A 25,068-nucleotide genomic window follows, 5' to 3' on the forward strand; every position below is an offset into this window, starting at 1 on the left:
AGTTCTTAGGCAATGTAAAAAAGCTGATTTCTATTAATTATTTGATAGAAATCAGCTTTTTTTAAATGTATTTGATAATATACAGCTCGTCGAGCTACTATTTTCCTTATATTAAGTGCCATTAATACAAAACCTAGCTCTCGTTTAACTTTATTTATTCCTCGAACTGACATTCGAGTGAAACCCAAAATAGCCTTCATAAATCCAAAAACAGGCTCTACATCAATTTTTCTTTGACTATAGATTTTTTTCGTTTCTGGTTCAGAAAGCTTTTGATTAATTTGGGCTTTAAAGTATTCCCAATTATAATTCTTCATGATTTTCTTATTGGATTTCGAATTTGGCTTCATGCATTGTTGCCTCAAAGAACATGCTGAACAGTCATCGCATTCATATAGTTTGAAGTCACGTTTAAAACCATATCTATCATTACGGTATGCATATCTTTTAAAACCTATTCTTTTGTTATTAGGACATATAAATTCATCATTAAGTTCGTCATATTTCCAGTTTTGAGTGTTAAAAATGTCACTTTTAAACTTTCTCGTTTTATCTTTAATAAACATACCATACGTAATAAGTGGCGTTTTATTAAAATCATCTATAATAGCCATATAGTTTTGCTCACTACCATAACCTGCATCAGCTACAATATACTCCGGTAAATAACCGAAGGTATTTTGAATCATTGTTAAAAATGGAATTAAAGTTCTAGTATCTGTCGGGTTTTGAAATAGGTCATAGGATAAAACAAATTGAGAATTTGTCGCTATTTGTAAATTGTATCCTGGCTTAAGTTGGCCATTTTTCATATGGTCTTCCTTCATTCTCATAAAAGTTGCATCATGATCAGTTTTAGAAAAGCTATTTCTATCTTTAAGAATCGATTTTTGTTCTTCATATTTACTTTTTCTTTCGGAATAATCATCAAATTTCTTTTTGAACTTCTTAATCTCAGTTCTTTTTTTACGGGTCTGTTTTCTAATTTGAGTACAATCTTCGTTCTGAATAGAATGATTTAAATCTTCGATTTCTTTATCTAAATGACTACCAATTAAATCTATTTCTTCTATTGTTAAATCGCTATCTCCATCTTCTTTTATCTCTGGTATTATTTTTTCTTCAACTAAGTCACGATATAATGCTTTTGAATTTTCGTTCAATTTCGATTCGTGATTTTGAATACTTTTCTTCCACACAAATGTATACCTATTGGCATTAGCTTCTACTTTTGTACCATCAATAAAAATTGAATTATCATCAATAAGATTTTGCTTTAAACATTGACTATGAAACTGAATAAATAAAGATTCAATTAATGCATCAGTATTAGGATTTACTCTAAAACGATTAATAGTTTTATAAGAAGGTGTTTGATTTTGAGCTAACCACATCATTCGAATACTGTCATGAAGTAATTTCTCTATTCTACGACCAGAAAATACAGATTGAGTGTATGCATATAAGATAATTTTTAACATCATTTTTGGATGATAGGATGTTGCGCCACGATGATGTCTGAATTCATCGAATTCGCTATCAGGTATCGTTTCAACAATTTCATTAACATATCGTGAAATATCATTTTGAGGAATTCTAACAGAAGTTTCTATTGGTAGTGTAAGTTGGGTCATGTTATAATTTTTATACATAAGGCACCTCGTTAATTTAGTTTAGTGGTATTTATTAAATTATACGAAAGTGTCTTATTTTTTTAAAGTATTTCAAAGTAAAATTACATGTTAATACGTAGTATTAATGGCGAGACTCCTGAGGGAGCAGTGCCAGTCGAAGACCAAGGCTGAGACGGCACCCTAGGAAAGCGAAGCCATTCAATACGAAGTATTGTATAAATAGAGAACAGCAGTAAGATATTTTCTAATTGAAAATTATCTTACTGCTGTTTTTTTAGGGATTTATGTCCCAGACTCATTTTTTTTGTTTAAACATTTTTAGAATCAAAAAAGACATAAGGTCTTGGACTAATAATTGTCCATGCCTTATGTCATATACTATATGTCTTATCAATTAGCCAATACCGAATAATTTTGATATAGGCCCTAACGGTAGAATGACACCTAATACCATTGTGATGATAATTAATGCAATTGTTATCCAAAACATTGTGTGACTTTGTTCATGTCTCTTTCTTTTAGCAATCGACACTTCCATCAATCCAACTACTGCTACACCACACAGCATTTTCAATGTAAGCAACATATGATTTGCCCCGCCATTCATAAATGACTGAATTAATATCCAAAATCCTGAAATTAACGTCAACAGCATAAATAATCGTAGCACCATATGTAATGGTTTGAAATATGGCGTACCACCTTGATTTTTTGAAATATTTAAGTATGTAGCGATAAATAAAATGATTGCTAATACCCAACTTAAAATATGTAAATGTAACATATTAATTCCCCCACTTTAATAATTTTAGTTATTAAATTAAAACTTCGTGGGATAAATACCCACTTTCTTATAATTTAATCATTATTTGTTCATACACAAATATATATTTTACCACACTTCTATATTTTAGAGGAAGAACATGACATTTTATTACTTATTAGAATACTGTGCATCTACTGTAAAATAATCAACTACTTCTTAATATCAATATTTCACTTTCGTCTCAAAATGGTAACATTATAAACAATGATCTTTAACACTTTTTAGAAAAGCAAGAAAAAACTAACCAATCTATATAAAGACTGGTTAGCTTTTTAAATGATAATTATTTAGCGATATAAGTTGTCAGCGTTCCAATATTATCAATAGTCACTTTAACTTCATCACCTGGTTGTAAGAATTTTGGTGGTTGCATACCTGCACCAACGCCTGCTGGTGTACCAGTTGCAATAATATCTCCCGGATGCAGTGCAACATATTTTGAAATTTCTTCTATTAATTCATCAATTTTAAGAATCATTTCGCCAGTGTTGCCATCTTGTCTAATTTCGTTGTTAACTTTTGTAACAATATTTACATTTTCAGGTAATGGTAGTTCGTCTTTAGTAACGATATAAGGACCCATTGGGCAACCGCCAGTTAAACTTTTTGATAAAAATGCTTGATCTTGTTCACTTTGTGCTTTGCGATCAGTGATATCGTTAATAATTGTATAGCCGTAAACATAATCTAAAGCTAATGCTTTTGGAATCTTTTCACCAGACTTACCAATAACAATACCTAATTCACCTTCATAATCTAATTGATCAGTAATATCTTTATGATTTGGAATTGTTGCATTATCTCCTGTTAAAGATGACGCTGCTTTTGTAAATACATATAATCTTTCTACTTCATGATTTAATTCGTTCGCATGATCTTTGTAATTTCTACCAAAAGCAATCACATTATTCGGAGGTGTTACTGGTGGTAAGAATTCAATGTCATTAAATGAAATTTTATAGTCTTCAGCTTTGCCGCTATCTTCTGCTGCTACAACTGCTTTACGTACTTGTTCTTGAAAATCTAAAGTATGATTTTGTTGTAAACCAGCTAACAATGTTTTAGGATGGAAATCTCCTTCTGCAAAGTCAGCAAATACTTGTGTTAAATCCCATACAGCATCTTCGCGTTTTACTTTAACGCCATATGAAGTTTTGTCATTATACTTGAATGATAAGAATTTCATTCATTCTCAACTCCTCATCTTTATCTTAATTCACATTATAACTTTTTTCGTTATCAAATAACAAATAAATAAGTAAGACAATTTTGAAAATGAGTTGTGTTCATTCTGCTACAAGGACTTTGCACTTAATCGAAATTATTTTTTATTCTTTTGAAAATCAAAATACTACAGTTGCAATGTACCAAATTTGAAGAAGTATAAATAACCTTTAACTTCTTTATTAAGAATCGTTTGAAGCGTATTTTGATAATATTTCATCTGTATCTTATATTTATTTTTTAATTGTGTACCAATTTCTTCATCTGTCATCCCACGGCGACGATTAAATGCATCGGTTTTATAGTCTACAAAATAATGCACACCATCTTTAACAAAGATTAAGTCAATCATACCTTGAATAATTGAGACGTCTTCGTCTCCTTGTGGCAATTGGTCAACTAATGCTTGGTTAACTACAAACGGTAATTCACGATAAACTTGCTCTGCTTCAGCAATAATCGAATATAACTCACTATTGATAAATGTCATTATTTCATCCATACGGATATCTTTTTTCGTATCTGCTTCGATAATATGTTTATCGATTAATCCATCGATATACTGATGTAACTCAACTTCAGATATGCGTTCTTTTTTGAATGGTAAATGTTGCATCACTGTATGCATTAACGTACCAATTTCATTCGCTTTTCGTTTACCTTGTTCACTTAGAAATTTAGGTCGTTCATACGTTGAAAAACCGATACGATATTGCCTTACTCGTTCGTAACTTGTGCCACTTTCTTCAGTTTCATATTGTCTTTTCAATTCAGAAACAGATTGTTTTGAGGGCTTTTTAGTATCATTTACATATGGATATTGATAATCAAGTTGGTGTTTAATTTGTGCTTTAACATCTTCATTACCATTTTGCATAGTTTCTAATTGATTAACCGAACGATATTCATCATTATCTAAAATGGTTTCTGTAGACACATCTTCAAAGTATATAATTGAAATATTTACATTCGGACGACTACTATCTTCAATTTGTGCTATATCTTTTTCAAATTTTAAATCATCTGGAATTGACGCAGATTGATGTTTAGATAAAATACTATAAATAAGATGGAACGGATTTGGTGAAGTTAATCGTTCATTGACAGCAATGTGCTCACCAGAAATAGACAATTGCTCTAGTTCTAGTAATGATTTATCATTTTTCACTCTACCAATTAAATAAAGTTGTTCTTTCGCTCTTGTTAATGCTACATAGACTAATCGCATTTCTTCTGACACAAGTTCTTTTTCGGCAACAGCTTTATATGCAACCGAAGCTAAAGATGGAAATGCCATTTCTTTATCCACATCAAAATAATCCATTCCGAGACCAAATTGCTGATTTAAAATAACTGGTTGTTTCAAATCACGTTTATTAAAATCTTTTGACAATCCAGAATAAATGACAAATGGAAACTCTAGACCTTTACTACTATGAATTGTCATCATTCTAACGACATTATCGTTTGGACCAACTACATTTTCCTCACCAAAATCTTTGCCTCTTTCAATCAATTCATCGATAAAACGAATAAATTGATATAAACCTCTAAAACTTGAATTCTCAAACTCGATAGCTTTATTAAATAAACCATAAAGATTTGCACGTCGTCCACGTCCACCAATAAGTCCACTAAAGTATTGAATAACATAATGATCATTATAAAATTTATCAATTAACTGATACACCGGATGATCTTTACTATATTGTTGGTAACTTTGAATATCTGATAAAAACATTTTTAATTTATCAACTAAAATAGCATCTGCTGCTTCGTCATTAATGTAATTTACAATCGATTGATAGAAGTAGTCATCATTCGGACTCAATATTCTAATTTGAGCTAATTCATCTTCTTTGAACTGATAAATAACGGAACGCATTAACCCAACTAAATAAATATCTTGTAATGGATTATCTATCGCTCTTAAAAATGATAATACTAAACGGACTTCTGTTTGTTCAAAGTATCCTTCACGACTATTAACATGGAATGGAATATCTTCATTTTTAAAGGCTTGTTGTAAATTGCGAGCTTGTCCAAAGCTGCGTTCTAGAATAACGATATCCTTGTATGTCGCACTTCTATAGCTTCCTGTTTTCATATCAAAAACTTTTTGATGTTCTAAGATATCTTTAACTTGTTCTACTATAAAATGCGCTTCTTGTTCACTACCAGTTAAATCACTATGTTCTTGATCCGCTTCAACAAGCACTTTTAAGTTTACTGGATGGTCCGATTCATCATATGGTGCACCATAATACAACTGTGCTGCTTCATCATATCTTACTTCACCGACTTGTTCATCCATCATATGTTTGAATATATAGTTTGTCGTTGACAGTACTTCTTTACGAGAACGGAAGTTTTGCGACAAATCAATTCGACGCCCAGTGCCATCTCCATCTAAAGTAAACCGTTGATACTTTTCAATAAATAAACTTGGATCAGCTTGTCTAAATTTATAAATGGACTGCTTAACATCTCCAACCATAAATAAATTACCATTATGTTCATCACCCGTTTTGATGCAAGATAGTATTTTCTCTTGAACTCGGTTCGTATCTTGATACTCATCGACCAATATTTCATGAAAATGTTGACGGTATGATTCGGCAATTTCTGAAGGCGAACCATCCTCATTAGTTAAAATTTGTAATGCAAAATGTTCATAATCAGAAAAATCCAGAATATTTTTGCTACGCTTTTTTCGATTGAATTCTGACATAACATCTTTCACAATACGCGCAAGGTACTTTACTCGTGGCGCCAATTGTTGCATATCAGCTTTCAAATCATCAGCTTCTCTTGAAAAGTAATCACTTTTCACTTTATCAATTAATGATTTATATTTTTTATACTGAAGTTTAGCATCTTCTAAGGCATCGACCATCATTTCATTTGCTTCTTTAATTTTCGCTGTTACATTAGGCAAACGCGCACCAAATTCGTGACCAGTTAAATAAGATATATCAATAAAGCCACCTTCTAAAACACGCCCCATTAAACGTCGTTCATCTTCTATAACAGCTAAATGTTTATCGACGCCATCCATCATACTAAACAAATCATACGCCTTATTTAAAGCATCATAGGCAGCTGTGATAAATACTTTAGATAAGTCTGTTAGTAGTTGAATAAGTTGCGCTTGTTGTGCTTCTTCTTCGTATGGTGTCACCAATTGATCCAACCAATTTGTAGGATTTGGATTTGCAACGCTAAAGAAATACAATTGTTTAATAATCATTCGAAACTGATCATCACTTCTATCTGAAGACAATTGCTCTGTTAATTCAATAAAAGCAGGATCAAGGATATCGTAATGTTGTTCTATGACCTCATCTATCGTTTGTTCTAATAATAAAATATTTTCAGCTTCACTGCTTGTTCTAAAGTTCGGGTCAATATTTAATACATCATAATGCTGTTGAATTAATTTCAAGCAAAAACTATGAAGTGTAGATATTTGTGCTTGATGAATTTTGATGCGTTGGTTTTTCAAGTGTGCATTTGCAGGATCAGCAATCGATGCCTCTTGAATACGTTGGTCTACACGATGCTTCATTTCACGTGCACTTAAGTTTGTGAACGTTACGACTAAAAGTCGATCGACATCAATGCCATCACGTAAAATCTTTTGGATAATACGCTCAACTAGTACAGCTGTTTTACCTGAACCTGCCGCGGCTGCAACAAGTACATCTTGTCCAGTTTCGTAAATACTTTGCCATTGCGCGTCAGTCCAAATCACGCCTTGTGGTTTCTCTGGAATTGTCATCTATTGCTCACCCCCAAATTCATCATTAATGTTAATATTTTGAATTGCTTCAATTGGATTTATTGTTTCATCTACAGTTCGATATCGCTTACTATCAATCATGCCATCTACATGACATACCGATTGATAACTACAAAAAGCACATGGCAATTTTTGTTTGTACTTTAATGGTGCAACTTCAGTATGTCCATCCATAATATTTGAAGCGGTTTCTATAAAATTTTCTTTGTTATGTTGGATGAATTTATAAATCGTTGCTTCATCTGCAACTTGGCTGCCTCGTTTACTCAAAGAACCATCTTTATTCAAACCAACTGGTACAATATCTGAAGTGAATTTAGGTTCTAAACGAATATCCAATGCATCAATAACAGTTTGGTCTGCATTCACTAAACCACTCAGCTTAAACTTTTTAATTAAATCTTGTTCTAATTTATCTTCATCAATATCTGCCCAAGATTTAAATTTAATTCTAGGTTCATGTACATGGAAGTATAATAAACCACCTGGTTTCACAATATCTGTTAATCCAAGGCGTTGTTTATTTTGTAAAACGATATCCATGTATGTCATCATCTGCATTTGCATACCATAATATACTTTCGTTAAATCAAGTGTCGCACTACCTTCAGAGGATTTATAGTCAATGATATTAACAAAACTTGTATCATTCTTTGTATACGTATCGATACGGTCAATTTGCCCTCTAATATTAATTGGAATACCTTGAGTTGTCGTTAATGTTTGTGCAATTAATTCGTCATTTGTTCTTGGTTTCCTTCTAAAACTTGTCTCAAAATGTTTTGGCATAAACTTTGAATACGTGCCTTGATATTTTAATGCGCTTAGTGTTGTTTCTACAATAGCGCCAATGCGTCTTGATAAATAACGATAGTAAGCTGAAGAATTTAATAAATTAAATTGAACTTTAGGTAAAATTTCTTCCAATGCTTCATTTGTTAATTGTCTTATTTTTTTCAGGTCTAATTGTTTAAAATCACCATTAATACGTTCAGATATATATTTTAAAACGGAATGGAAAATATCGCCTAAATCAAAGTTTTGAAGTTCATACTTCGTTCGCTCATTTAGTTTCAGACCATGTGAGGCATAGTGTTTAAATGGGCATTGTTGATAACCTTCAAATCGAGATACACTGGCATTGATTTCCTTACCATATAAATCTTTAGACAACGTTTCACCTAATTTTACAGTTTCATTGTCAAACGTTAATGCTGACATTAAATAATCTAAACCTTGACTTAAATGATCGCTATCTCTAATTACTTGATAAGCATCTAACCAACTATCAGCCACAATTTCATCATCTAACCAAGCACGCAATGCTTCAAATAATGTAATTTTGGTTTGCTTAGCATGTTGCATTAGTGACAATGGGTTAACTTCATGGTATTGAGGAATGTTAGTAATTTCCAATTGGTTGAACAATGATTGAATTTGATTTAAAAATGGGCTGATTTCCTTATCATCACCACTTGATCCCATTAGACTATAAGAAAATGTAACATTTCCCTTAGCTCTAGTCATAGCAACATAACAAGCAAATGCTTCATCCATCTGTAAAATATCTGATGTTGGACTTAACTCGACATTAGCCTGCTGTTCAAAGTATTTCTTTTCTTCATCTGTAATCAAGCTTGACGCAGTTACTGGTTGTGGCATCGTACCATCATTCATTCCAACTAAGTAAACATGTTGCTTATTGTCGACTTTAGCCAAATCCATCGTACCAATACTAACTTGGTCCAATGTTTGCGGAATCATAACAAATTCTAATTGTTCTAAACCAATATCAAATACTTCTAAGAAACGTTCCATCGACATTGGTTCATCTCCAAATACTAGAACTAAGTCATCGAGGATTTGAATTAAGCCATTCCATATTTGATCAATTTCTTCCGCCTTTTCATGATTACCATTTAAATCAAGTTCATCTCGCTCTGTCATCAATTGATTTGGCAGTTCAAAATATTCCATACTTTCATAAAAAGCAGTTGCAAAGTCTTTTACAGTTGCTGCTTGTGACATTTGCTTTTCAAAATGTAAAATTTTATCAATGACATCTTTCTTTAACTTAACGACTTGTTCAAATGTGTTACGTTCATCTTCGGTAAGTTTATGCGCTTTACGCCCCATTTTGCTAAAATGTTCGACATTAAATAGCTCATCATCTAACCAACGTTTACCGTATATACCACGTTCAAGTACAAAATTTTCAAGTAAATCAACTAAGTATGCACTTTTTAGATATGATGTCGTTAACACATCAGTCTTCAATAAGCGTAGCATTGGATTAATTTGCCAATTTGATTGAATAACTTCAATCAATGAACGAATCATTTCCATGACCGGATGATGTGTCATCGAACGCTTTGTATCAATGTTATAAGGAATATTATAAAGCGGTAATATGGAATCAAATAAATAAGCATAAGACTCGTCACGATATAAAATAGCAATATCTTGATATCGTAATTGTTTATCACGAATATCAACGATGATACGTCGTGCAATTTCATTTATTTCCTCTCTCATAGTCGCAGATTCTAAAATATTGATATGACCTTGACATGCCACTCGATTGATTTGAAGTGCATCAAATTCTTGTTCAAGATGCTTTAAATCTTGATTATTAAAGCGATATAATTGGTTGAAATATTGACGTTCAATAGAAATATTGAGTTCATTTGATATTTCTTCAATATGTCGTAACACTTCCGATGGTTTTCTAAATAAACTGAATTGATCGTGGTTACCATCTGTCGTCAATATAATTGTGACACTCTTCGCATATTTAATTAATCCTTTGATTATTAAATACTCAATCGTTGAAAAGTTGTGAAAACCATCAATATATATATCAGCACGTTTTAGCCACTCTGATTTCGGCATACAATCAATAAAATATTGTAATGCATCCTCACCCGTAATAAACTCGTTTTGAATGCGTTGTTCGAACTCTCGGTATATTAAAGCAATATCCTCTAACTTATTTTTAGTTCGAGTTTGCATATTTTTATCAGCAATAAAGCTTTCTAAATGTTCAGGCGTTACTGCATATTTTTTAAAATCTTGAATTTGTTCTGTTAATTTTTCACTAAATCCATAATATTTTGCTTGTGATTGATAAAGTTTTAAATACTTTTGTTGTTCTTGAACAATGTTATAAATCATCATTTCCGTTGCAGCTTTAGATAACTTTTGTTCGCTATAACTACCAACTTCTTGGAAAATACGATGACTTAATCGTTCAAAATGCAACACTTCTGTTCTTAAACTACCATTTAATTCCGGATCATTGACAAAGGCTTGTTCTAATTGAAATGTACTTTGAGTTGGCGCAATTAAAATGATTGGATCTCCAAGCGGATCTGCTTTCATTTTTTGTTTTATTTCGGTCAACATTTTCGTAGACTTACCTGTTCCCGCTCTACCTAAATAAGCATGTAATGTCATGACAAACCCTCACTTCCTTTGACACATATTTTAACACAAAGTGATTGTGATTGATTTATTATAAGTTCATTTCGAACTTAGCTTTTATCATACCTATTACAAAATAAAACATCGTTTATCAGTATTAAAACCGACAAACGATGTTGTATTTGTTTCATATTAATTTTTAGTATTTTCAGGATTGAAATTATATTTAAATTCGCTGAATGGCCAGAATCTAAACGAAACTTTACCAACAATTTGGTCTTCATCAATGAGGCCAAACGCACGGCTATCTTTACTTACTTCACGATTATCCCCAAGCACTAAATATTTACCTTTTGGAATTACATTTGATTTAGGGTTCGCATTCGGTAAATCTTTAACTTGGAAAGTCCCAGTAATGTAATCACCTTGTTTATGTTTTAAATTGTAGTTTAAATATGGTTCATCTTGTTTTTTGCCATTGACATATAATGTATCATTTTTATATTCTACTTTATCACCAGGAACACCGATGACACGTTTAACATAGTCATCATTTTTGTTTGCATGGAAGACAACTACATTACCTTTTTCCAAACCACCTGTTTTATATCCAATAATGTTTACAGCTACTCGCTCGCCATCTTTCAAAGTTGGATCCATTGATTCACCTTTAATTGTATATGGTGTAACAATAAATTTACCTACTATAAATAAAATGACAAAAGCGACTGCAATTGAAATAATCCATTCCAATAATTCTTTTTTCAATTTTGACACCTCTTTTTAAGATTTGAACTGAATCGTCCATTTTGAAAAAGGATAATATCTCAAACTTATATTACCAATAATATCCTTTTTATCAATTAAACCAAATTGTCTAGAATCATGCTGATTGTTATCATGATCATTTAGCACAACAAAATTGTTAGGCGGTATAATATCTCCATCTAATTTTTTAAAATTGCGCAAACTAAAATCTTTAATTTTTCTGTTCTTGGCATAAGATGCGTCAACCGGTCGGTCATCACGGTATAATTGTCCCTGACGAAACGCCATTGATTGACCAGGCTTGGCAATAATTCGACTAGTATATATCTCGTTACCACGCCTATATGTAATGATATCACCATTATTCAATTGATTAAATGTAACTTTAATTTTATTTACAATAACACGATCCCCTTTGTTAAGGGTTGGTGACATATCATTATTCGGAATGACATGACCAACTATTACAAAAGTTTGTATGAACAGTACAATGATAATAGCAAGTATCAATGAAATCAAATATTTTACAACTTTTTTCACGATGTCACTCCTTTTTCGACCCCATAAAATGCTGTTCTAACTTTTTTCCAACAATCCAAAATACAATCAACACAACTAACATTAATATCCCTCTTAAAGGATGCGTTAAAATTGTAGTAATTTCCTTTCCTAAATAACCTAAAATAATTGTTGAAACTAACTTTGATGATGCCAAAACAATGAAATAATATTTAGGTCTAATATGAGATAGACTCGCTACAAAATTTATTAATGTATTTGGCGTAAAAGGAAAACAAAGTAAAATAAATAATGGGATTAATCCTTGGCGATCAATAAAACTAATCAAGCGTTGAACAGCAGTACGTTGTTTAATTCGCTGCATCCTTTCAGTATCCACCAATCGTTTACAGATCAAATAGACTGTAAATGTTCCAGAAATTAATCCAAGCCAACTAATCAATATACCTAAAATAGGTCCATAGGCTTGAATATTAATTAAAATATAGAGTGCTAATGGAAATACTGGAATAATCGCTCTTATATATAACAATATGAATCCAGGTAAATAACCAAACTGTCGAAATATCTCAAACCATTCTTCTACTTGATGAAACGACAAATCATCAATCCCTTTCTTTGGCTGAAGATAATTATTCTTACATTATAAAGTTAATTACTAAGTAAAGAAACATTAACATGTAATCATGCTAATAAATCAGTCTCTAGTAGTATAACAATTTTATTGTATGGCAGATATTATTTTCTCTTTAATTTTCTCTTAACATCTTGTCACATTAGCTAGTAACCTATATCTTGCATATAAAATAAAAACGAGGTTGTCATTACATTTTTACATTTGTAATGACAATCTCGGAAATATGCTTTAAATAGTTAACGTCTAGTTCTATCTTTTCAAACTTCACTAATCATTGAAGTAATGTATTTTATAAACGTTCTTCTAATTCTTTTTTCAAGTCTTCAAAACCAGGTTTACCTAATAATGCGAACATGTTTTGTTTATATGCTTCTACACCAGGTTGGTTAAATGGATTTACGCCTAATTGGTATCCACTCATTGCACAAGCAAGTTCGAAGAAGTATACGACATAACCGAAAGTTTCTTCATCTAATTGTGGAATGTTCACTACCATGTTAGGAACACCACCATCAGTATGCGCTAATAATGTACCTTCGAATGCTTTTGTGTTAACTTCATCGATTGTTTTACCAGCTAAATAATTTAATCCGTCTAGATCATCACTATCTTTTTCAATAGTAATATCATATTTAGGATGATTTACTTTTACAACTGTTTCGAATAAGAAACGACGGCCTTCTTGTACATATTGACCTAAAGAATGTAAATCAGTTGTGTAGTTGGCACTTGAAGGATAAATACCTTTGAAGTCTTTACCTTCTGATTCACCAAATAATTGTTTCCACCATTCATTAAAGTATTGCATAGATGGTTCATAGTTAATCAACATTTCTGTTGTATAACCTTTTGCATATAAAATGTTTCGAATTGTCGCATATTGGTATGCAATGTTTTCTTCTAATTTATCTGAAGATAATTCTTCACGTGCTTTTGCAGCACCAATCATCATAGCTTCGATGTTAATTCCAGCTGTTGCAATTGGTAATAATCCTACTGCTGTTAAAACAGAATATCTTCCACCTACATCATCAGGTACGATAAACGTTTCATAACCTTCGTTTGTAGCCAACTGTTTTAAAGCACCTTTTTCTTTATCCGTTGTTGCAAATATACGTTTTTGTGCTTCTTCTTTACCGTATCTTTCTTCAACTAATTGTTTGAACAATCTAAATGCAACTGCTGGTTCTGTAGTTGTACCAGATTTAGAAATAACGTTTACAGAGAAATCTTTGTCTGCTAAATAATCAACTAACTCTTTAGTGTATGTTGATGATAAGTGATTACCAACAAATACAATTTCAGGGTATTCATTGCTGTTTCTAAATGATGACGTTAACATTTCGATTGCTGCACGTGCACCTAAGTAAGAACCACCAATACCGATGACTACTAAAACATCAGAATTTTCTTTAATGCGTTTTGATGCTTCAACAATTCTTGAAAATTCTTCTTTGTCGTAATCAACTGGTAAATCAACCCAGCCTAAGAAGTCACTACCTGCACCAGTACCTTCATGAATTGTTTTGTGAATTGATTTAACAATTTCTTGTTGTTGTTTTAATTCGTGTTCACCGAAAAATTCTAACGTTTTACTAAAATCTAATTGAATATGAGTCATCTATAAAAGCCTCCTGTTTCATTTAATATCTTAATTTTACTAAGTTTACGTTTGCGATTCAATTCACAAGTTTGTACTTAATCAATAAAATTGATATTTATGTGACGTTTCACACCTATTTTTCAACAAACATTTCAAACCGGCGTCAAACACTCAAACATTTTTTATACAATTTGCATGTTTTTTAAAACACTTTTAAACATTGATAAATAAGTATTTATACTTACAACTCTAACTACCTCTATCATATTTTATGAATAAATATGTAAAATAATGGTTTTATTTTCATTAAAAGTTTGCTATCATGTGTTCATACGAAATATTCAGATAACTACAATGAGGTGAATTTTATGAAAGAGAAAATTGTTTTAGCATATTCAGGAGGACTAGATACAAGTGTGGCCGTTCAATGGCTTATCGACAAAGGATACGACGTTGTAGCTTGTTGCCTAGATGTTGGTGAAGGTAAAGATTTAGACATCGTTTATAAAAAAGCTTTAGATATGCGAGCTGTTGAATGTCATATTATTGATGCAACAAAAGAATTTAGTGATGAGTATGTAAGTTATGCAATCAAAGGAAATTTAATGTATGAAAATGCATATCCATTAGTTTCTGCTTTATCAAGACCATTAATCGCTAAAAAATTAGTAGAGATTGCTGAGAAAACAAATTCAGTAGGTATTGCACATGGTTGTACTGGTAAAGGGAATGACCAAGTACGTTTCGAAGTTGCCATTAAAGCATTAAACCCATCATTGAAAGCATTCGCACCTGTACGTGAGTGGGCATGGAGTCGTGAAGAAGAAATTGATTATGCAATTAAACATAATATCCCTGTATCAATTAACCATGATTCACCTTATTCTATCGATCAAAACCTATGGGGCAGAGCGAATGAATGTGGTATTTTAGAAGATCCTTATGCTGCACCACCAGAGGATGCGTTCGATCTAACAAATGCTTTAGAAGAAACACCAGATACTGCTGATGAAATCATTTTAACGTTTGATAAAGGCATCCCAGTTCAAATTGATGGCAAAACATATGAATTAGACGATTTAATTTTAACGTTGAATGCATTAGCTGGTAAGCATGGTATCGGAAGAATTGACCATGTAGAAAATAGACTTGTAGGTATCAAATCAAGAGAAATTTATGAAGCACCTGCTGCAGAAGTTATTTTAAAAGCACATAAAGCATTAGAAACGATTACGTTAACGAAAGATGTTGCACACTTTAAACCAATCATTGAGAAGCAATTTGCTGAACAACTATACAATGGACTTTGGTTCTCACCTTTAACTGATAGCTTGAAATTATTTATTGATAGTACTCAGCAATACGTAAGTGGTGATGTCAGAATTAAATTATTCAAAGGTAATGCTATCGTGAATGGTAGAAAATCACCTTACACATTATATGATGAAAAATTAGCAACTTATACAAAAGAAGATGCATTTAATCAAGACGCTGCTGTTGGCTTTATCGATATCTATGGTTTACCTACTCAAGTAAATGCGATGTTACATGGAGGCTATAGCAATGAGCAATAAAGCTTGGGGCGGTAGATTTGAAGTACAACCTGAAGAGTGGGTTGACGACTTTAACGCATCCATTACTTTTGATCAAACGCTCATAGATCAAGATATCGAAGGCAGCATTGCGCATGCAACTATGCTTGCGAATCAAGGCATTATTAGTCAACAAGACAGCGAACAAATTATACAAGGACTAAAATCTATTCAACATGATTATCATCAAGATCAAATTCAATTTAATGCATCATTAGAAGATATTCATTTAAATATTGAACATGAATTAATTAAACGTATTGGTGATGCTGGTGGTAAGTTGCATACTGGACGCAGTAGAAACGATCAAGTTGCAACAGACATGCACTTGTACACTAAGAAACAAGTGCAAGATATCATCGCATTAATTAAGTCGTTACAAAGTGTAATTGTAGACATCGCTTCCAATAATGTTGATACAATTATGCCTGGTTATACTCATTTACAGCGTGCACAACCAATTTCATTTGCACATCATATTATGACTTATTTTTGGATGTTACAACGAGACCAACAACGATTTGAAGATAGTTTAAAACGAATCGATATTAATCCTTTAGGTGCAGCAGCCTTAAGTGGTACCACATACCCTATCGATAGACACGAGACAACAGCATTGTTGAACTTTGGCAGCCTCTATGAGAATAGCCTAGATGCTGTTAGTGACAGAGACTATATTATTGAAACATTGCATAATATTTCTTTAACGATGGTTCACTTATCACGTTTTGCAGAGGAAATTATTTTCTGGTCCACAGACGAAGCTAAATTCATTACATTATCAGATGCATTTTCTACTGGCTCATCTATTATGCCACAAAAGAAAAATCCTGATATGGCAGAATTAATTAGAGGTAAAGTTGGTCGAACGACTGGTCATTTAATGAGCATGCTTATGACTTTAAAAGGATTACCTCTAGCATATAACAAAGATATGCAGGAAGATAAAGAAGGTTTATTCGATGCTGTCCATACAATTAAAGGTTCTTTACGTATTTTCGAAGGTATGATTCAAACGATGACCATTAATAAAGAACGACTCAATCAAACTGTTAAAGAAGATTTTTCAAATGCAACGGAACTAGCAGATTATTTAGTAACTAAAAATATTCCATTTAGAACTGCACATGAAATTGTAGGAAAAATCGTCTTAGAATGTATACAACAAGGTCATTATTTATTAGATGTTCCTTTATCAACATATCAACAACATCATTCTAGTATCGATGCCGATATTTACGATTATTTGCAGCCTGAAAATTGCTTAAAACGACGTCAAAGTTACGGTTCTACGGGTCAATCATCGGTCAAACAACAACTTGATGTTGCTAAACAATTACTATCACAATAAATACGTTAATCTACCTACCCACAATGTCTATGAAAATTACATTGTGGGTATTTTAATGCTCTCTTCGTCTTGTTGAACATCACATTTTTAAGATTCCTAAAATGTTTGATAATTCTTTTAAATTTATATTACAGAAATGTTATAAATTGTAAAAGAAATGTGTAAAGCGTTTTCACAAGCAGGTTTTTGTAGTATTTTAAAATTGTTAGACTACAAATAAAGAGATGAAAGGATAAAGACTATGACTAACTCTTCGAAAAGCTTCACTAAATTTATGGCTGCTTCTGCTGTTTTTACTATGGGATTTTTATCAGTACCTACTGCTGGCGCTGAACAAACTAATCATATTGCAAATAAACCTCAGGCTATTCAATGGCATACAAATTTAACGAATGAGCGATTCACTACTATCGCACATCGTGGCGCAAGTGGCTATGCACCCGAGCATACGTTTCAAGCATATGATAAGAGTCATAATGAGTTAAAAGCATCGTATATCGAAATTGATTTACAACGTACCAAAGATGGCCATTTAGTTGCTATGCATGATGAAAATGTTAACCGTACAACAAATGGACACGGTAAAGTTGAGGATTATACCCTTGATGAATTAAAACAGTTAGATGCAGGAAGTTGGTTTAATAAAAAATATCCAAAATACGCAAGAGCAAGTTATAAAAATGCTAAAGTACCCACTTTAGATGAAATTTTAGAACGTTATGGTCCAAATGCAAACTATTATATTGAAACAAAGTCACCTGATGTATACCCAGGAATGGAAGAACAATTATTAGCTTCATTGAAAAAGCATCACCTTTTAAATAAAAATAAATTAAAAAATGGACATGTAATGATTCAATCATTTTCTGACGAAAGTTTAAAGAAAATTCATCGTCAAAATAAGCATGTGCCATTAGTAAAATTAGTTGATAAAGGTGAACTACAACAATTTAACGACCAACGCTTAAAAGAGATACGCTCTTATGCGATTGGATTAGGTCCTGATTATACAGATTTAACTGAACAAAATACCCATCATTTAAAAGACTTAGGATTTATAGTACATCCTTATACAGTGAATGAAAAAGCTGATATGTTACGATTAAATAAATACGGCGTTGATGGTGTCTTTACAAATTTCGCTGATAAATATAAAGAAGTCATTAAATAGTATTGTTAAACTAGAAAACATAAATACAAAAATATAGCTATTACTATAAAAAACAGCAGTAAGATATTTCCAAATTGAAATTATCCTACTGCTGTCTTTTTGCTCAACTATATATAGTTGAGCGTTTAATTAGAAATTCTCTGTGTTGGGGGCCCACCCCAACTTGCACATTATTGTAAGCTGACTTTTCGCCAGCTTCTGTGCTGGGGCCCCGGCTATTTTTGAAATAAGCTTGTTACAAGTGTATTTTTATTCAGTCAACTACTGCTAAAATATAATTAACGAGCTTAGGGCTTTGTTTTCTGTCCCAAGCTCGTTAAATCACATATGATAATTAATTATGCCCAACCACGATATCTAGCTGCTTCTGCTGTACGTTTAATACCTATGATATATGCTGCAAGTCTCATATCTATTTTTCGATTTTGAGACAATTCGTAAATCGTATCAAATGCCGCTTCTAATTTTTCACGTAGCTTTTCATTAACTTCTTCTTCAGACCAATAATAACCTTGATTATTTTGTACCCATTCGAAGTATGAAACCGTTACACCACCAGCACTTGCTAATACGTCTGGAACTAATAATATACCACGTTCAGTTAAAATACGTGTTGCCTCTGGTGTTGTAGGTCCATTAGCAGCTTCAACAACGATGCTAGCTTTAATATCATGTGCATTGTCTTCTGTAATTTGGTTTGAAATAGCCGCTGGTACTAAAATGTCACAATCTAATTCAAACAATTCTTTATTTGAGATTGTTTCTTCAAATAAATTTGTTACCGTACCAAAACTATCACGACGGTCTAATAAATAATCTATATCTAAGCCATTTGGATCGTGTAATGCACCGTAAGCATCAGAGATACCTACAATTTTTGCACCTAAATCATATAAGAATTTAGCTAAGAAACTTCCGGCATTACCGAAACCTTGAATAACAACCTTGGCACCTTCAATTTGCATATTACGACGTTTTGCAGCTTGTTCAATTGCAATAACTACACCTAGTGCAGTTGATCTATCGCGTCCATGAGAACCACCCAATACAATTGGTTTACCTGTGATGAAACCTGGTGAATTAAATTTATCTAATGCACTATATTCATCCATCATCCAAGCCATAATTTGTGAGTTTGTAAATACATCTGGTGCTGGAATATCTTTGTTCGGACCTACGAATTGTGAAATTGCTCTTACATATCCGCGTGATAAACGTTCAACTTCATGAATGCTCATTTGACGTGGATCACAAACGATACCACCCTTACCACCACCGTATGGTAAGTTAACAATGCCACATTTCAAAGTCATCCACATTGATAATGCTTTTACTTCTTCTTCATCAACATCTGGGTGGAAACGCACGCCCCCTTTTGTTGGTCCAACAGCATCATTATGTTGCGCACGGTAACCTGTGAATGTTTTAACAGTGCCATCATCCATTCGTACAGGGATACGCACTTGTAACATTCTTAAAGGTTCTTTAATTAAATCGTACATTCCTTCGTCAAATCCCAATTTATGCAATGCTTCTTTAATAATTCCTTGAGTAGAAGTTACTAAATTATTGTTCTCAGTCATGATCCTTTTCGCCTCTTCTTTACCTAATGATTTCGCTTTCAAACATATTGTAACATAACGTATTCCTTTTTAAAGCCCTTACAAACTGATTGTTACAACTTTTTGACATTATTGAAATACATGTCTTATTTTTTCAAGTGCAAGGTCCAATTCTTCTTTAGTAATAATTAATGGTGGTGCAAAACGAATGACAGTATCATGCGTTTCTTTACATAATAAGCCTTCTTCTTTTAATGCTTCACAGTATGGTCTAGCACTTTCATTAAGTTCCACACCTATAAACAAACCACGTCCACGGACTTCTTTAATTGATGGATGATCAATTTGCTTTAATTGTTCTTTAAAATAATCTCCTAATTCTAAAGAGCGACCTGGTAAATCCTCATCAACGATAACATCTAATGCAGCAATTGATGCTGCACAAGCAAGTGGATTACCACCAAATGTTGAACCATGTGAGCCAGGTGTAAAGACATCTAATACTTCTTTATCTGCTAATACAACAGAAATTGGGAAGACACCACCACCTAGTGCTTTACCTAAAATATAGACATCAGGTTTTACATTATCCCAATCCGTAGCAAATAATTTACCCGAACGACCTAATCCTGCTTGGATTTCGTCAGCAATAAATAAGACATTATGTTCATCACATAATTCTCTAATTGCTTTCAAATATCCTTCTGGTGGTATATTTATACCCGCTTCACCTTGAATTGGTTCTACTAAAACTGCTGCAGTATTTTTATTAATTGCAGCTTTCAATGCATCTACATCACCAAAATCAACTTTTCTAAACCCATCTAATAATGGACCATAACCACGTTGGTATTCTGCTTCTGATGATAATGAAACTGGCGCCATTGTTCGACCATGGAAGTTACCATTAAATGCAATGATTTCTGCTTTATTTGGCTCAATTCCTTTAACATCGTATGCCCAGCGTCGTGCTGCTTTCAAAGCTGTTTCTACTGCTTCAGCACCTGTATTCATTGGTAAAGCTTTATCTTTACCTGCCAGTTTACAAATTTTTTCGTACCATTCTCCTAAGTTATCACTATGAAAAGCACGTGAAACTAGAGTCACTTTATCAGCTTGATCTTTTAATGCTTGAATAATTTTCGGATGTCTATGACCTTGGTTAACAGCGGAATATGCAGATAACATATCCATATATTTATTGCCTTCAGGATCTTTAACCCATACCCCTTCAGCTTCTGAAATGACAATTGGCAATGGTAAATAATTATGTGCTCCGTAATGATTTGTTAACTCAATAATTTTTTCAGATTTAGTCATCATATCTCCCCTTTTCATCATTTATAACTATTATACATGAAACATTATCCAAATAATTACATTAGTTTTCAAAGCAGATACTTTTTCACCCGAAAAGATGAATTAATCACTAAGTTTCATTAAATTTGTCTATTTTGAAAACCCTTACATTTATAATGACATAATTACTTAAATGATTACAAGCAAAAGAATTGATAATTTTACACTTAATCAAAAGTATATTTTACTAAGAATATTTTTATTTATAAATATTGAAAACCACTAACAAATTGCATACACAATATCATTAGTGGTAACAGTCAAACACTTATTTATCTTTACGTGGTAATGGATAGAACCCTTCATTAAATTGATGCCATAAATTAGGAGTTAAGTGATGATTATCTTCTCTCTCTGGATCAAAGTAATTAATAATTTCATCTTCCCGTCCATCTTTAATTTTTTCAACAAATTGATAATCTAGTAGTAGCTCTCTACCAATGGCTACTAAGTCAACACCAACATTTTCAACTGCATCTAAAGCGTCGTCAGCTGTGAAAATTGAACCAATACCGATAAGTGGCATACGACCATTTATCCATTTGTGAATTAAAGGCAGTCTTTCTTGTCCAGCGTATTTACCTTCACGTGCCGTTGCATGCGTATCCATCATTGAAACATGAATATAGTCGATTGGCATATGGCTAATTTTATTAACGAGTTCCTCTGTAATTTCCATTGTGATTCCTGGAGACTCCGCTTCCTCTGGAGATAATCTGTATCCAACTATAAAGTCTTTATTACCATACACTTCTTTCGCTTTAAGCACTTCTTCAATCACAGCGATCGGGAATTTATATTGATTTGCCCATACATCATTTCTTCTATTATAGTATGGTGATACAAATTGATGAATTAAGTAATGATTCGCGCCATGAATTTCAACACCATCAAACCCTGCTTCAATTGCACGTCGCGTTGCTTCACCAAAATCCTTGATTGCTTGTTCAATCTCTTCATTCGTCATTTCTCTAGCACTATGTTCTTGTTTCTGACCGAAACTTTTTAAAGAAATTGGACTTGGTGCTACGACGTCTCCATCAGGTGTTAATTCAGGCAATGCTTGTGCACCGCCATGATGTATTTGTACGAGTGCTTTGGCACCGTTTTTCTTCATTGCTGTAGCTAATCGTTTTAGTCCTTCAATATCACTGTCATGCGCGATTGACGGCTGTCCTGGAAATGCTTTTCCGACATCACTCACATTACTCGCAGCATTACTTGTAATACCAACATCTTGTGAACGCTTTTCAATATAAGGAAGTTCTATATCTGAAATAGTACCATCATCATTTGAAGAAATATGTGTTAAAGGGGCTAACACAAATCGATTTCTCAACTCTACTCCATTTGGTAATACTACTTTATCAAACAATGGTTCGTATTTACTTTTCATTACTTAATTCCTCCTTAAAATTATTGAGTTGACTATAACATGTAATTTTTTCATTCTCCAATTATCTGTTTATATAGTTGCAATTCGTTTAATACTTTAAGTTGTAGTTCTCATTTCTAAAATAAATTAAAAAAACAAATCCACATACATCATTGCAAATCAACGATTCTATCTAATAAAGATAATGGATATGTCACCTTAAACCATTTGTACGTGTAAATAGAATCAATCATATTACGTTAACGCAGACAAAAAGAGATTAGTATCTAATATAATTTAATAGATACTAATCTCTTTTATAGTCTAAGAAACTTTCATTTCAGACCCTTTGTATGATTTTCGGTACGATTTATCTGTTCCTTTAGTCGTTTCGAATTGCTCGCTTTGACTGTTTTATCCAGATTGGTAAGCGTTCTTTAAGTGTTTGAAACCCATATTTTTCTGTTTCTCTGATTTCATCTAATACTGATTGTTTTTCCTTCTTACGCTCATAATTTTTGAAGTAATCATTATCCTTTAATGATAGATTGAGCTTTCCTTCATCATCTATAGACAAAATTTTAGCTTTAACAATTTGGCCTTCTGATAGAAATTTCTTCAAATTATGAACGTAGTCATCCATAATTTCTGATATATGAATCAGTCCTTCAGTATGATTAGGGGTCTCAACAAACGCACCGTATGGTTGAATACCAGTTACACGCACCTTGATATGTTGGCCAATTTTGTAGTTATTCAACTTAATAACCCCTTATTTCGTTTACTTAACACTATTATCATAGCACAAATCGAAATGGTGGACTAATTAAAACATCAAATCATACGAATATTATTTTATAAATGAATAAGAATACTACAAACTTGGATTTACAAATAAAATCAGCAACAAATTCCTATCTAAATCAATATGATATCCAGCTACTTTGTTTTCAATTTATTAACTATTTGAATAGCAATTCTCTGTAAAACATAAAAAGCAACCTCAACTATTATCTCTAGAATACACATCTATTTAAAAACTGTGCTTTCTTGATAAATATATTGAGATTGCTCATCATATTAGTTTATTTGTTTTCGTTGGAATATATACTAATCCATTCATAAATTAGCTTTATCCGAGTTTAAAATGTTGGCAGTTAATTATGTTTAGATATTATTCTTCAACATCAATAGATTCAATTACAACATCATGAAGTGGTTTGTCTTGTGGTCCCACTTTTGTATTTGCAATATCTTCTAAAGTAGTTTCACCATCAATGATTTGACCGAATACTGTATGTTTTTGATCTAACCATGGTGTACCACCCTTTTCGCCATATGCATCAACGATTGGTTGAGGCCAGCCACCATCTGCAAGTTGACTTAACATATTTTGAGGTACTTCTTTCATTTGAACAATGAAAAATTGTGAACCATTTGTATTAGGTCCTGAGTTAGCCATTGATAATGCGCCATATAAGTTAAATGCATTTAACGAAAATTCATCTTCAAAAGCACCGCCATAAATACTTTCGCCACCCATACCAGTAGCTGTTGGATCGCCACCTTGAATCATGAAGTCATTAATGACACGGTGGAATGTTATTCCATCATAATAACCATTTTTTGCATGTGTCACAAAATTTTCAACTGTTTTTGGTGCAATATTTGGAAATAATTTGAATGTCATGTCACCTTTATTTGTGTGCATAACCACTTTAATTTCACCTTGTTGTACTTCTTTGTTTAACTGTGGATAGTTAGCCATTTATATTCTCCATTCATGTTATGATACATATATATTAACATACTTTTAAGGGAGGAAAATAGCATGAAGCTATATCGATTTTCACACAAAACAGGTAGCTATGGTGTCACGATTGTTGAAGAAAATGGAGACGATGTCCTTGTTAAAGTTGAACAAGTTATCAAACACCCGAAACAAGGTGATTTACATAACCCTACTGAAACTGAAGGTGTATTTTTCCATGAACGCAAAGCATTAAGTCATTTTGAAAAACGCTATACGAAACGTTCACAATTACGCGACTTCAATGTTGATGTATTGCGCTATGAAGATTCACTTCAACAAGCAATTACAGATTTAGAAACTAAACTTAAAGCTCAGCAAACAAAACATGCTGAAATGTCTTTAGCTAGTTTAGCACGCTTAAAAGAAGATTATTCACTTCAATACAAAGAAAATTTTAAATAAAAAATGA

18 protein-coding genes are annotated in these 25,068 nt (G+C 32.4%); 4 read left to right on the plus strand and 14 right to left on the minus strand.

The genetic code is table 11. From position 1 onward, the window contains the following. Window positions 1-5 precede the first annotated feature (5 nt). From NST10_RS05485 to NST10_RS05525, 9 genes are all read right to left on the minus strand, one after another. Entirely contained in the window at window positions 6-1,652 is a 1,647-nt protein-coding gene (locus tag NST10_RS05485) for an IS1182-like element ISSau3 family transposase (RefSeq protein WP_000277741.1), read from the minus strand. 376 nt (window positions 1,653-2,028) lie between these two features. Next, a complete protein-coding gene (locus tag NST10_RS05490; RefSeq protein ID WP_000902813.1) occupies window positions 2,029-2,418 on the minus strand; it encodes a YisL family protein in 390 nt (129 codons plus the stop codon). A gap of 325 nt (window positions 2,419-2,743) precedes the next feature. After that, window positions 2,744-3,646 carry a fumarylacetoacetate hydrolase family protein gene (locus tag NST10_RS05495; protein ID WP_000670755.1) on the minus strand — a complete coding sequence of 301 codons (903 nt, stop codon included), beginning with the start codon at window positions 3,644-3,646 and terminating at the stop codon, window positions 2,744-2,746. Window positions 3,647-3,811: 165 nt separating this feature from the next. Then, complete coding sequence (gene addA / locus NST10_RS05500; protein WP_000154949.1) at window positions 3,812-7,465, minus strand: helicase-exonuclease AddAB subunit AddA; 3,654 nt, start codon at window positions 7,463-7,465, stop codon at window positions 3,812-3,814. Next, window positions 7,466-10,942, minus strand: a complete 3,477-nt coding sequence (gene addB / locus NST10_RS05505) for a helicase-exonuclease AddAB subunit AddB (protein ID WP_339211749.1) — start codon at window positions 10,940-10,942, stop codon at window positions 7,466-7,468. It lies immediately after the preceding gene. A 159-nt stretch (window positions 10,943-11,101) separates the two neighbouring features. Then, window positions 11,102-11,677: a signal peptidase I gene (gene lepB / locus NST10_RS05510; protein WP_000711897.1), complete on the minus strand. Its 576-nt coding sequence runs from the start codon at window positions 11,675-11,677 to the stop codon at window positions 11,102-11,104. A gap of 15 nt (window positions 11,678-11,692) precedes the next feature. Further along, on the minus strand, window positions 11,693-12,217 hold the full coding sequence (gene lepB, locus NST10_RS05515; protein ID WP_303661706.1) for a signal peptidase I: 525 nt from the start codon (window positions 12,215-12,217) through the stop codon (window positions 11,693-11,695). Window positions 12,218-12,221: 4 nt separating this feature from the next. Next, window positions 12,222-12,797, minus strand: a complete 576-nt coding sequence (locus NST10_RS05520; RefSeq protein WP_000007960.1) for a TVP38/TMEM64 family protein — start codon at window positions 12,795-12,797, stop codon at window positions 12,222-12,224. A 325-nt stretch (window positions 12,798-13,122) separates the two neighbouring features. Continuing rightward, the gene (locus NST10_RS05525; protein WP_000148855.1) at window positions 13,123-14,454 is read right to left on the minus strand and encodes a glucose-6-phosphate isomerase; all 1,332 of its coding nucleotides are present in this window, start codon (window positions 14,452-14,454) and stop codon (window positions 13,123-13,125) included. 350 nt (window positions 14,455-14,804) lie between these two features. On the opposite strand from NST10_RS05525, the gene NST10_RS05530 reads away from it, so the two are divergent. From NST10_RS05530 to NST10_RS05540, 3 genes are all read left to right on the plus strand, one after another. Further along, on the plus strand, window positions 14,805-16,010 hold the full coding sequence (locus NST10_RS05530; RefSeq protein ID WP_000660054.1) for an argininosuccinate synthase: 1,206 nt from the start codon (window positions 14,805-14,807) through the stop codon (window positions 16,008-16,010). Then, window positions 16,000-17,379 carry an argininosuccinate lyase gene (argH, locus tag NST10_RS05535; protein WP_339211751.1) on the plus strand — a complete coding sequence of 460 codons (1,380 nt, stop codon included), beginning with the start codon at window positions 16,000-16,002 and terminating at the stop codon, window positions 17,377-17,379. Before NST10_RS05530 ends, argH begins: the two co-directional genes overlap by 11 nt. 241 nt (window positions 17,380-17,620) lie before the next feature. Then, window positions 17,621-18,550, plus strand: a complete 930-nt coding sequence (locus NST10_RS05540; protein ID WP_000185311.1) for a glycerophosphodiester phosphodiesterase — start codon at window positions 17,621-17,623, stop codon at window positions 18,548-18,550. A gap of 338 nt (window positions 18,551-18,888) precedes the next feature. On the opposite strand, the gene NST10_RS05545 is transcribed toward NST10_RS05540, so the two are convergent. The 5 genes from NST10_RS05545 to NST10_RS05565 all read right to left on the minus strand — a co-directional run bounded on the left by NST10_RS05545 (window position 18,889) and on the right by NST10_RS05565 (window position 24,614). Next, window positions 18,889-20,133 (minus strand): Glu/Leu/Phe/Val dehydrogenase, encoded by a 1,245-nt coding sequence (locus tag NST10_RS05545; RefSeq protein WP_000138487.1) that lies wholly within the window; start codon window positions 20,131-20,133, stop codon window positions 18,889-18,891. 108 nt (window positions 20,134-20,241) lie between these two features. Further along, a complete protein-coding gene (locus tag NST10_RS05550) occupies window positions 20,242-21,432 on the minus strand; it encodes an ornithine--oxo-acid transaminase (RefSeq protein WP_000167322.1) in 1,191 nt (396 codons plus the stop codon). A 307-nt stretch (window positions 21,433-21,739) separates the two neighbouring features. Continuing rightward, window positions 21,740-22,867: an NADH-dependent flavin oxidoreductase gene (locus NST10_RS05555; protein WP_000838046.1), complete on the minus strand. Its 1,128-nt coding sequence runs from the start codon at window positions 22,865-22,867 to the stop codon at window positions 21,740-21,742. 361 nt (window positions 22,868-23,228) lie between these two features. Continuing rightward, window positions 23,229-23,606, minus strand: coding sequence for a S1 domain-containing post-transcriptional regulator Ygs (gene ygs / locus NST10_RS05560; protein ID WP_001067294.1), 378 nt, complete (start codon window positions 23,604-23,606; stop codon window positions 23,229-23,231). 414 nt (window positions 23,607-24,020) lie between these two features. After that, entirely contained in the window at window positions 24,021-24,614 is a 594-nt protein-coding gene (locus NST10_RS05565; RefSeq protein WP_000035058.1) for a peptidylprolyl isomerase, read from the minus strand. Between the two features lie 63 nt (window positions 24,615-24,677). On the opposite strand from NST10_RS05565, the gene NST10_RS05570 reads away from it, so the two are divergent. Beyond that, complete coding sequence (locus NST10_RS05570) at window positions 24,678-25,061, plus strand: kinase-associated lipoprotein B (protein WP_000781162.1); 384 nt, start codon at window positions 24,678-24,680, stop codon at window positions 25,059-25,061. The last annotated feature ends 7 nt before the right edge of the window (window positions 25,062-25,068 follow it).

It is taken from the genome of Staphylococcus sp. FSL W8-0305 (genome assembly GCF_037966415.1).
Taxonomy (GTDB): domain Bacteria; phylum Bacillota; class Bacilli; order Staphylococcales; family Staphylococcaceae; genus Staphylococcus; species Staphylococcus aureus.

Excerpts from the sequence above, each read along its gene's own strand:
- NST10_RS05485 (WP_000277741.1), bottom strand. The coding sequence starts at position 1,652 with ATGTATAAAAATTATAACATGACCCAACTTACACTACCAATAGAAACT.
- NST10_RS05490 (WP_000902813.1), bottom strand. The coding sequence starts at position 2,418 with ATGTTACATTTACATATTTTAAGTTGGGTATTAGCAATCATTTTATTT.
- NST10_RS05495 (WP_000670755.1), bottom strand. The coding sequence starts at position 3,646 with ATGAAATTCTTATCATTCAAGTATAATGACAAAACTTCATATGGCGTT.
- addA (WP_000154949.1), bottom strand. The coding sequence starts at position 7,465 with ATGACAATTCCAGAGAAACCACAAGGCGTGATTTGGACTGACGCGCAA.
- addB (WP_339211749.1), bottom strand. The coding sequence starts at position 10,942 with ATGACATTACATGCTTATTTAGGTAGAGCGGGAACAGGTAAGTCTACG.
- NST10_RS05525 (WP_000148855.1), bottom strand. The coding sequence starts at position 14,454 with ATGACTCATATTCAATTAGATTTTAGTAAAACGTTAGAATTTTTCGGT.
- NST10_RS05530 (WP_000660054.1), top strand. The coding sequence starts at position 14,805 with ATGAAAGAGAAAATTGTTTTAGCATATTCAGGAGGACTAGATACAAGT.
- argH (WP_339211751.1), top strand. The coding sequence starts at position 16,000 with ATGAGCAATAAAGCTTGGGGCGGTAGATTTGAAGTACAACCTGAAGAG.
- NST10_RS05540 (WP_000185311.1), top strand. The coding sequence starts at position 17,621 with ATGACTAACTCTTCGAAAAGCTTCACTAAATTTATGGCTGCTTCTGCT.
- NST10_RS05545 (WP_000138487.1), bottom strand. The coding sequence starts at position 20,133 with ATGACTGAGAACAATAATTTAGTAACTTCTACTCAAGGAATTATTAAA.
- NST10_RS05550 (WP_000167322.1), bottom strand. The coding sequence starts at position 21,432 with ATGACTAAATCTGAAAAAATTATTGAGTTAACAAATCATTACGGAGCA.
- NST10_RS05555 (WP_000838046.1), bottom strand. The coding sequence starts at position 22,867 with ATGAAAAGTAAATACGAACCATTGTTTGATAAAGTAGTATTACCAAAT.
- NST10_RS05565 (WP_000035058.1), bottom strand. The coding sequence starts at position 24,614 with ATGGCTAACTATCCACAGTTAAACAAAGAAGTACAACAAGGTGAAATT.
- NST10_RS05570 (WP_000781162.1), top strand. The coding sequence starts at position 24,678 with ATGAAGCTATATCGATTTTCACACAAAACAGGTAGCTATGGTGTCACG.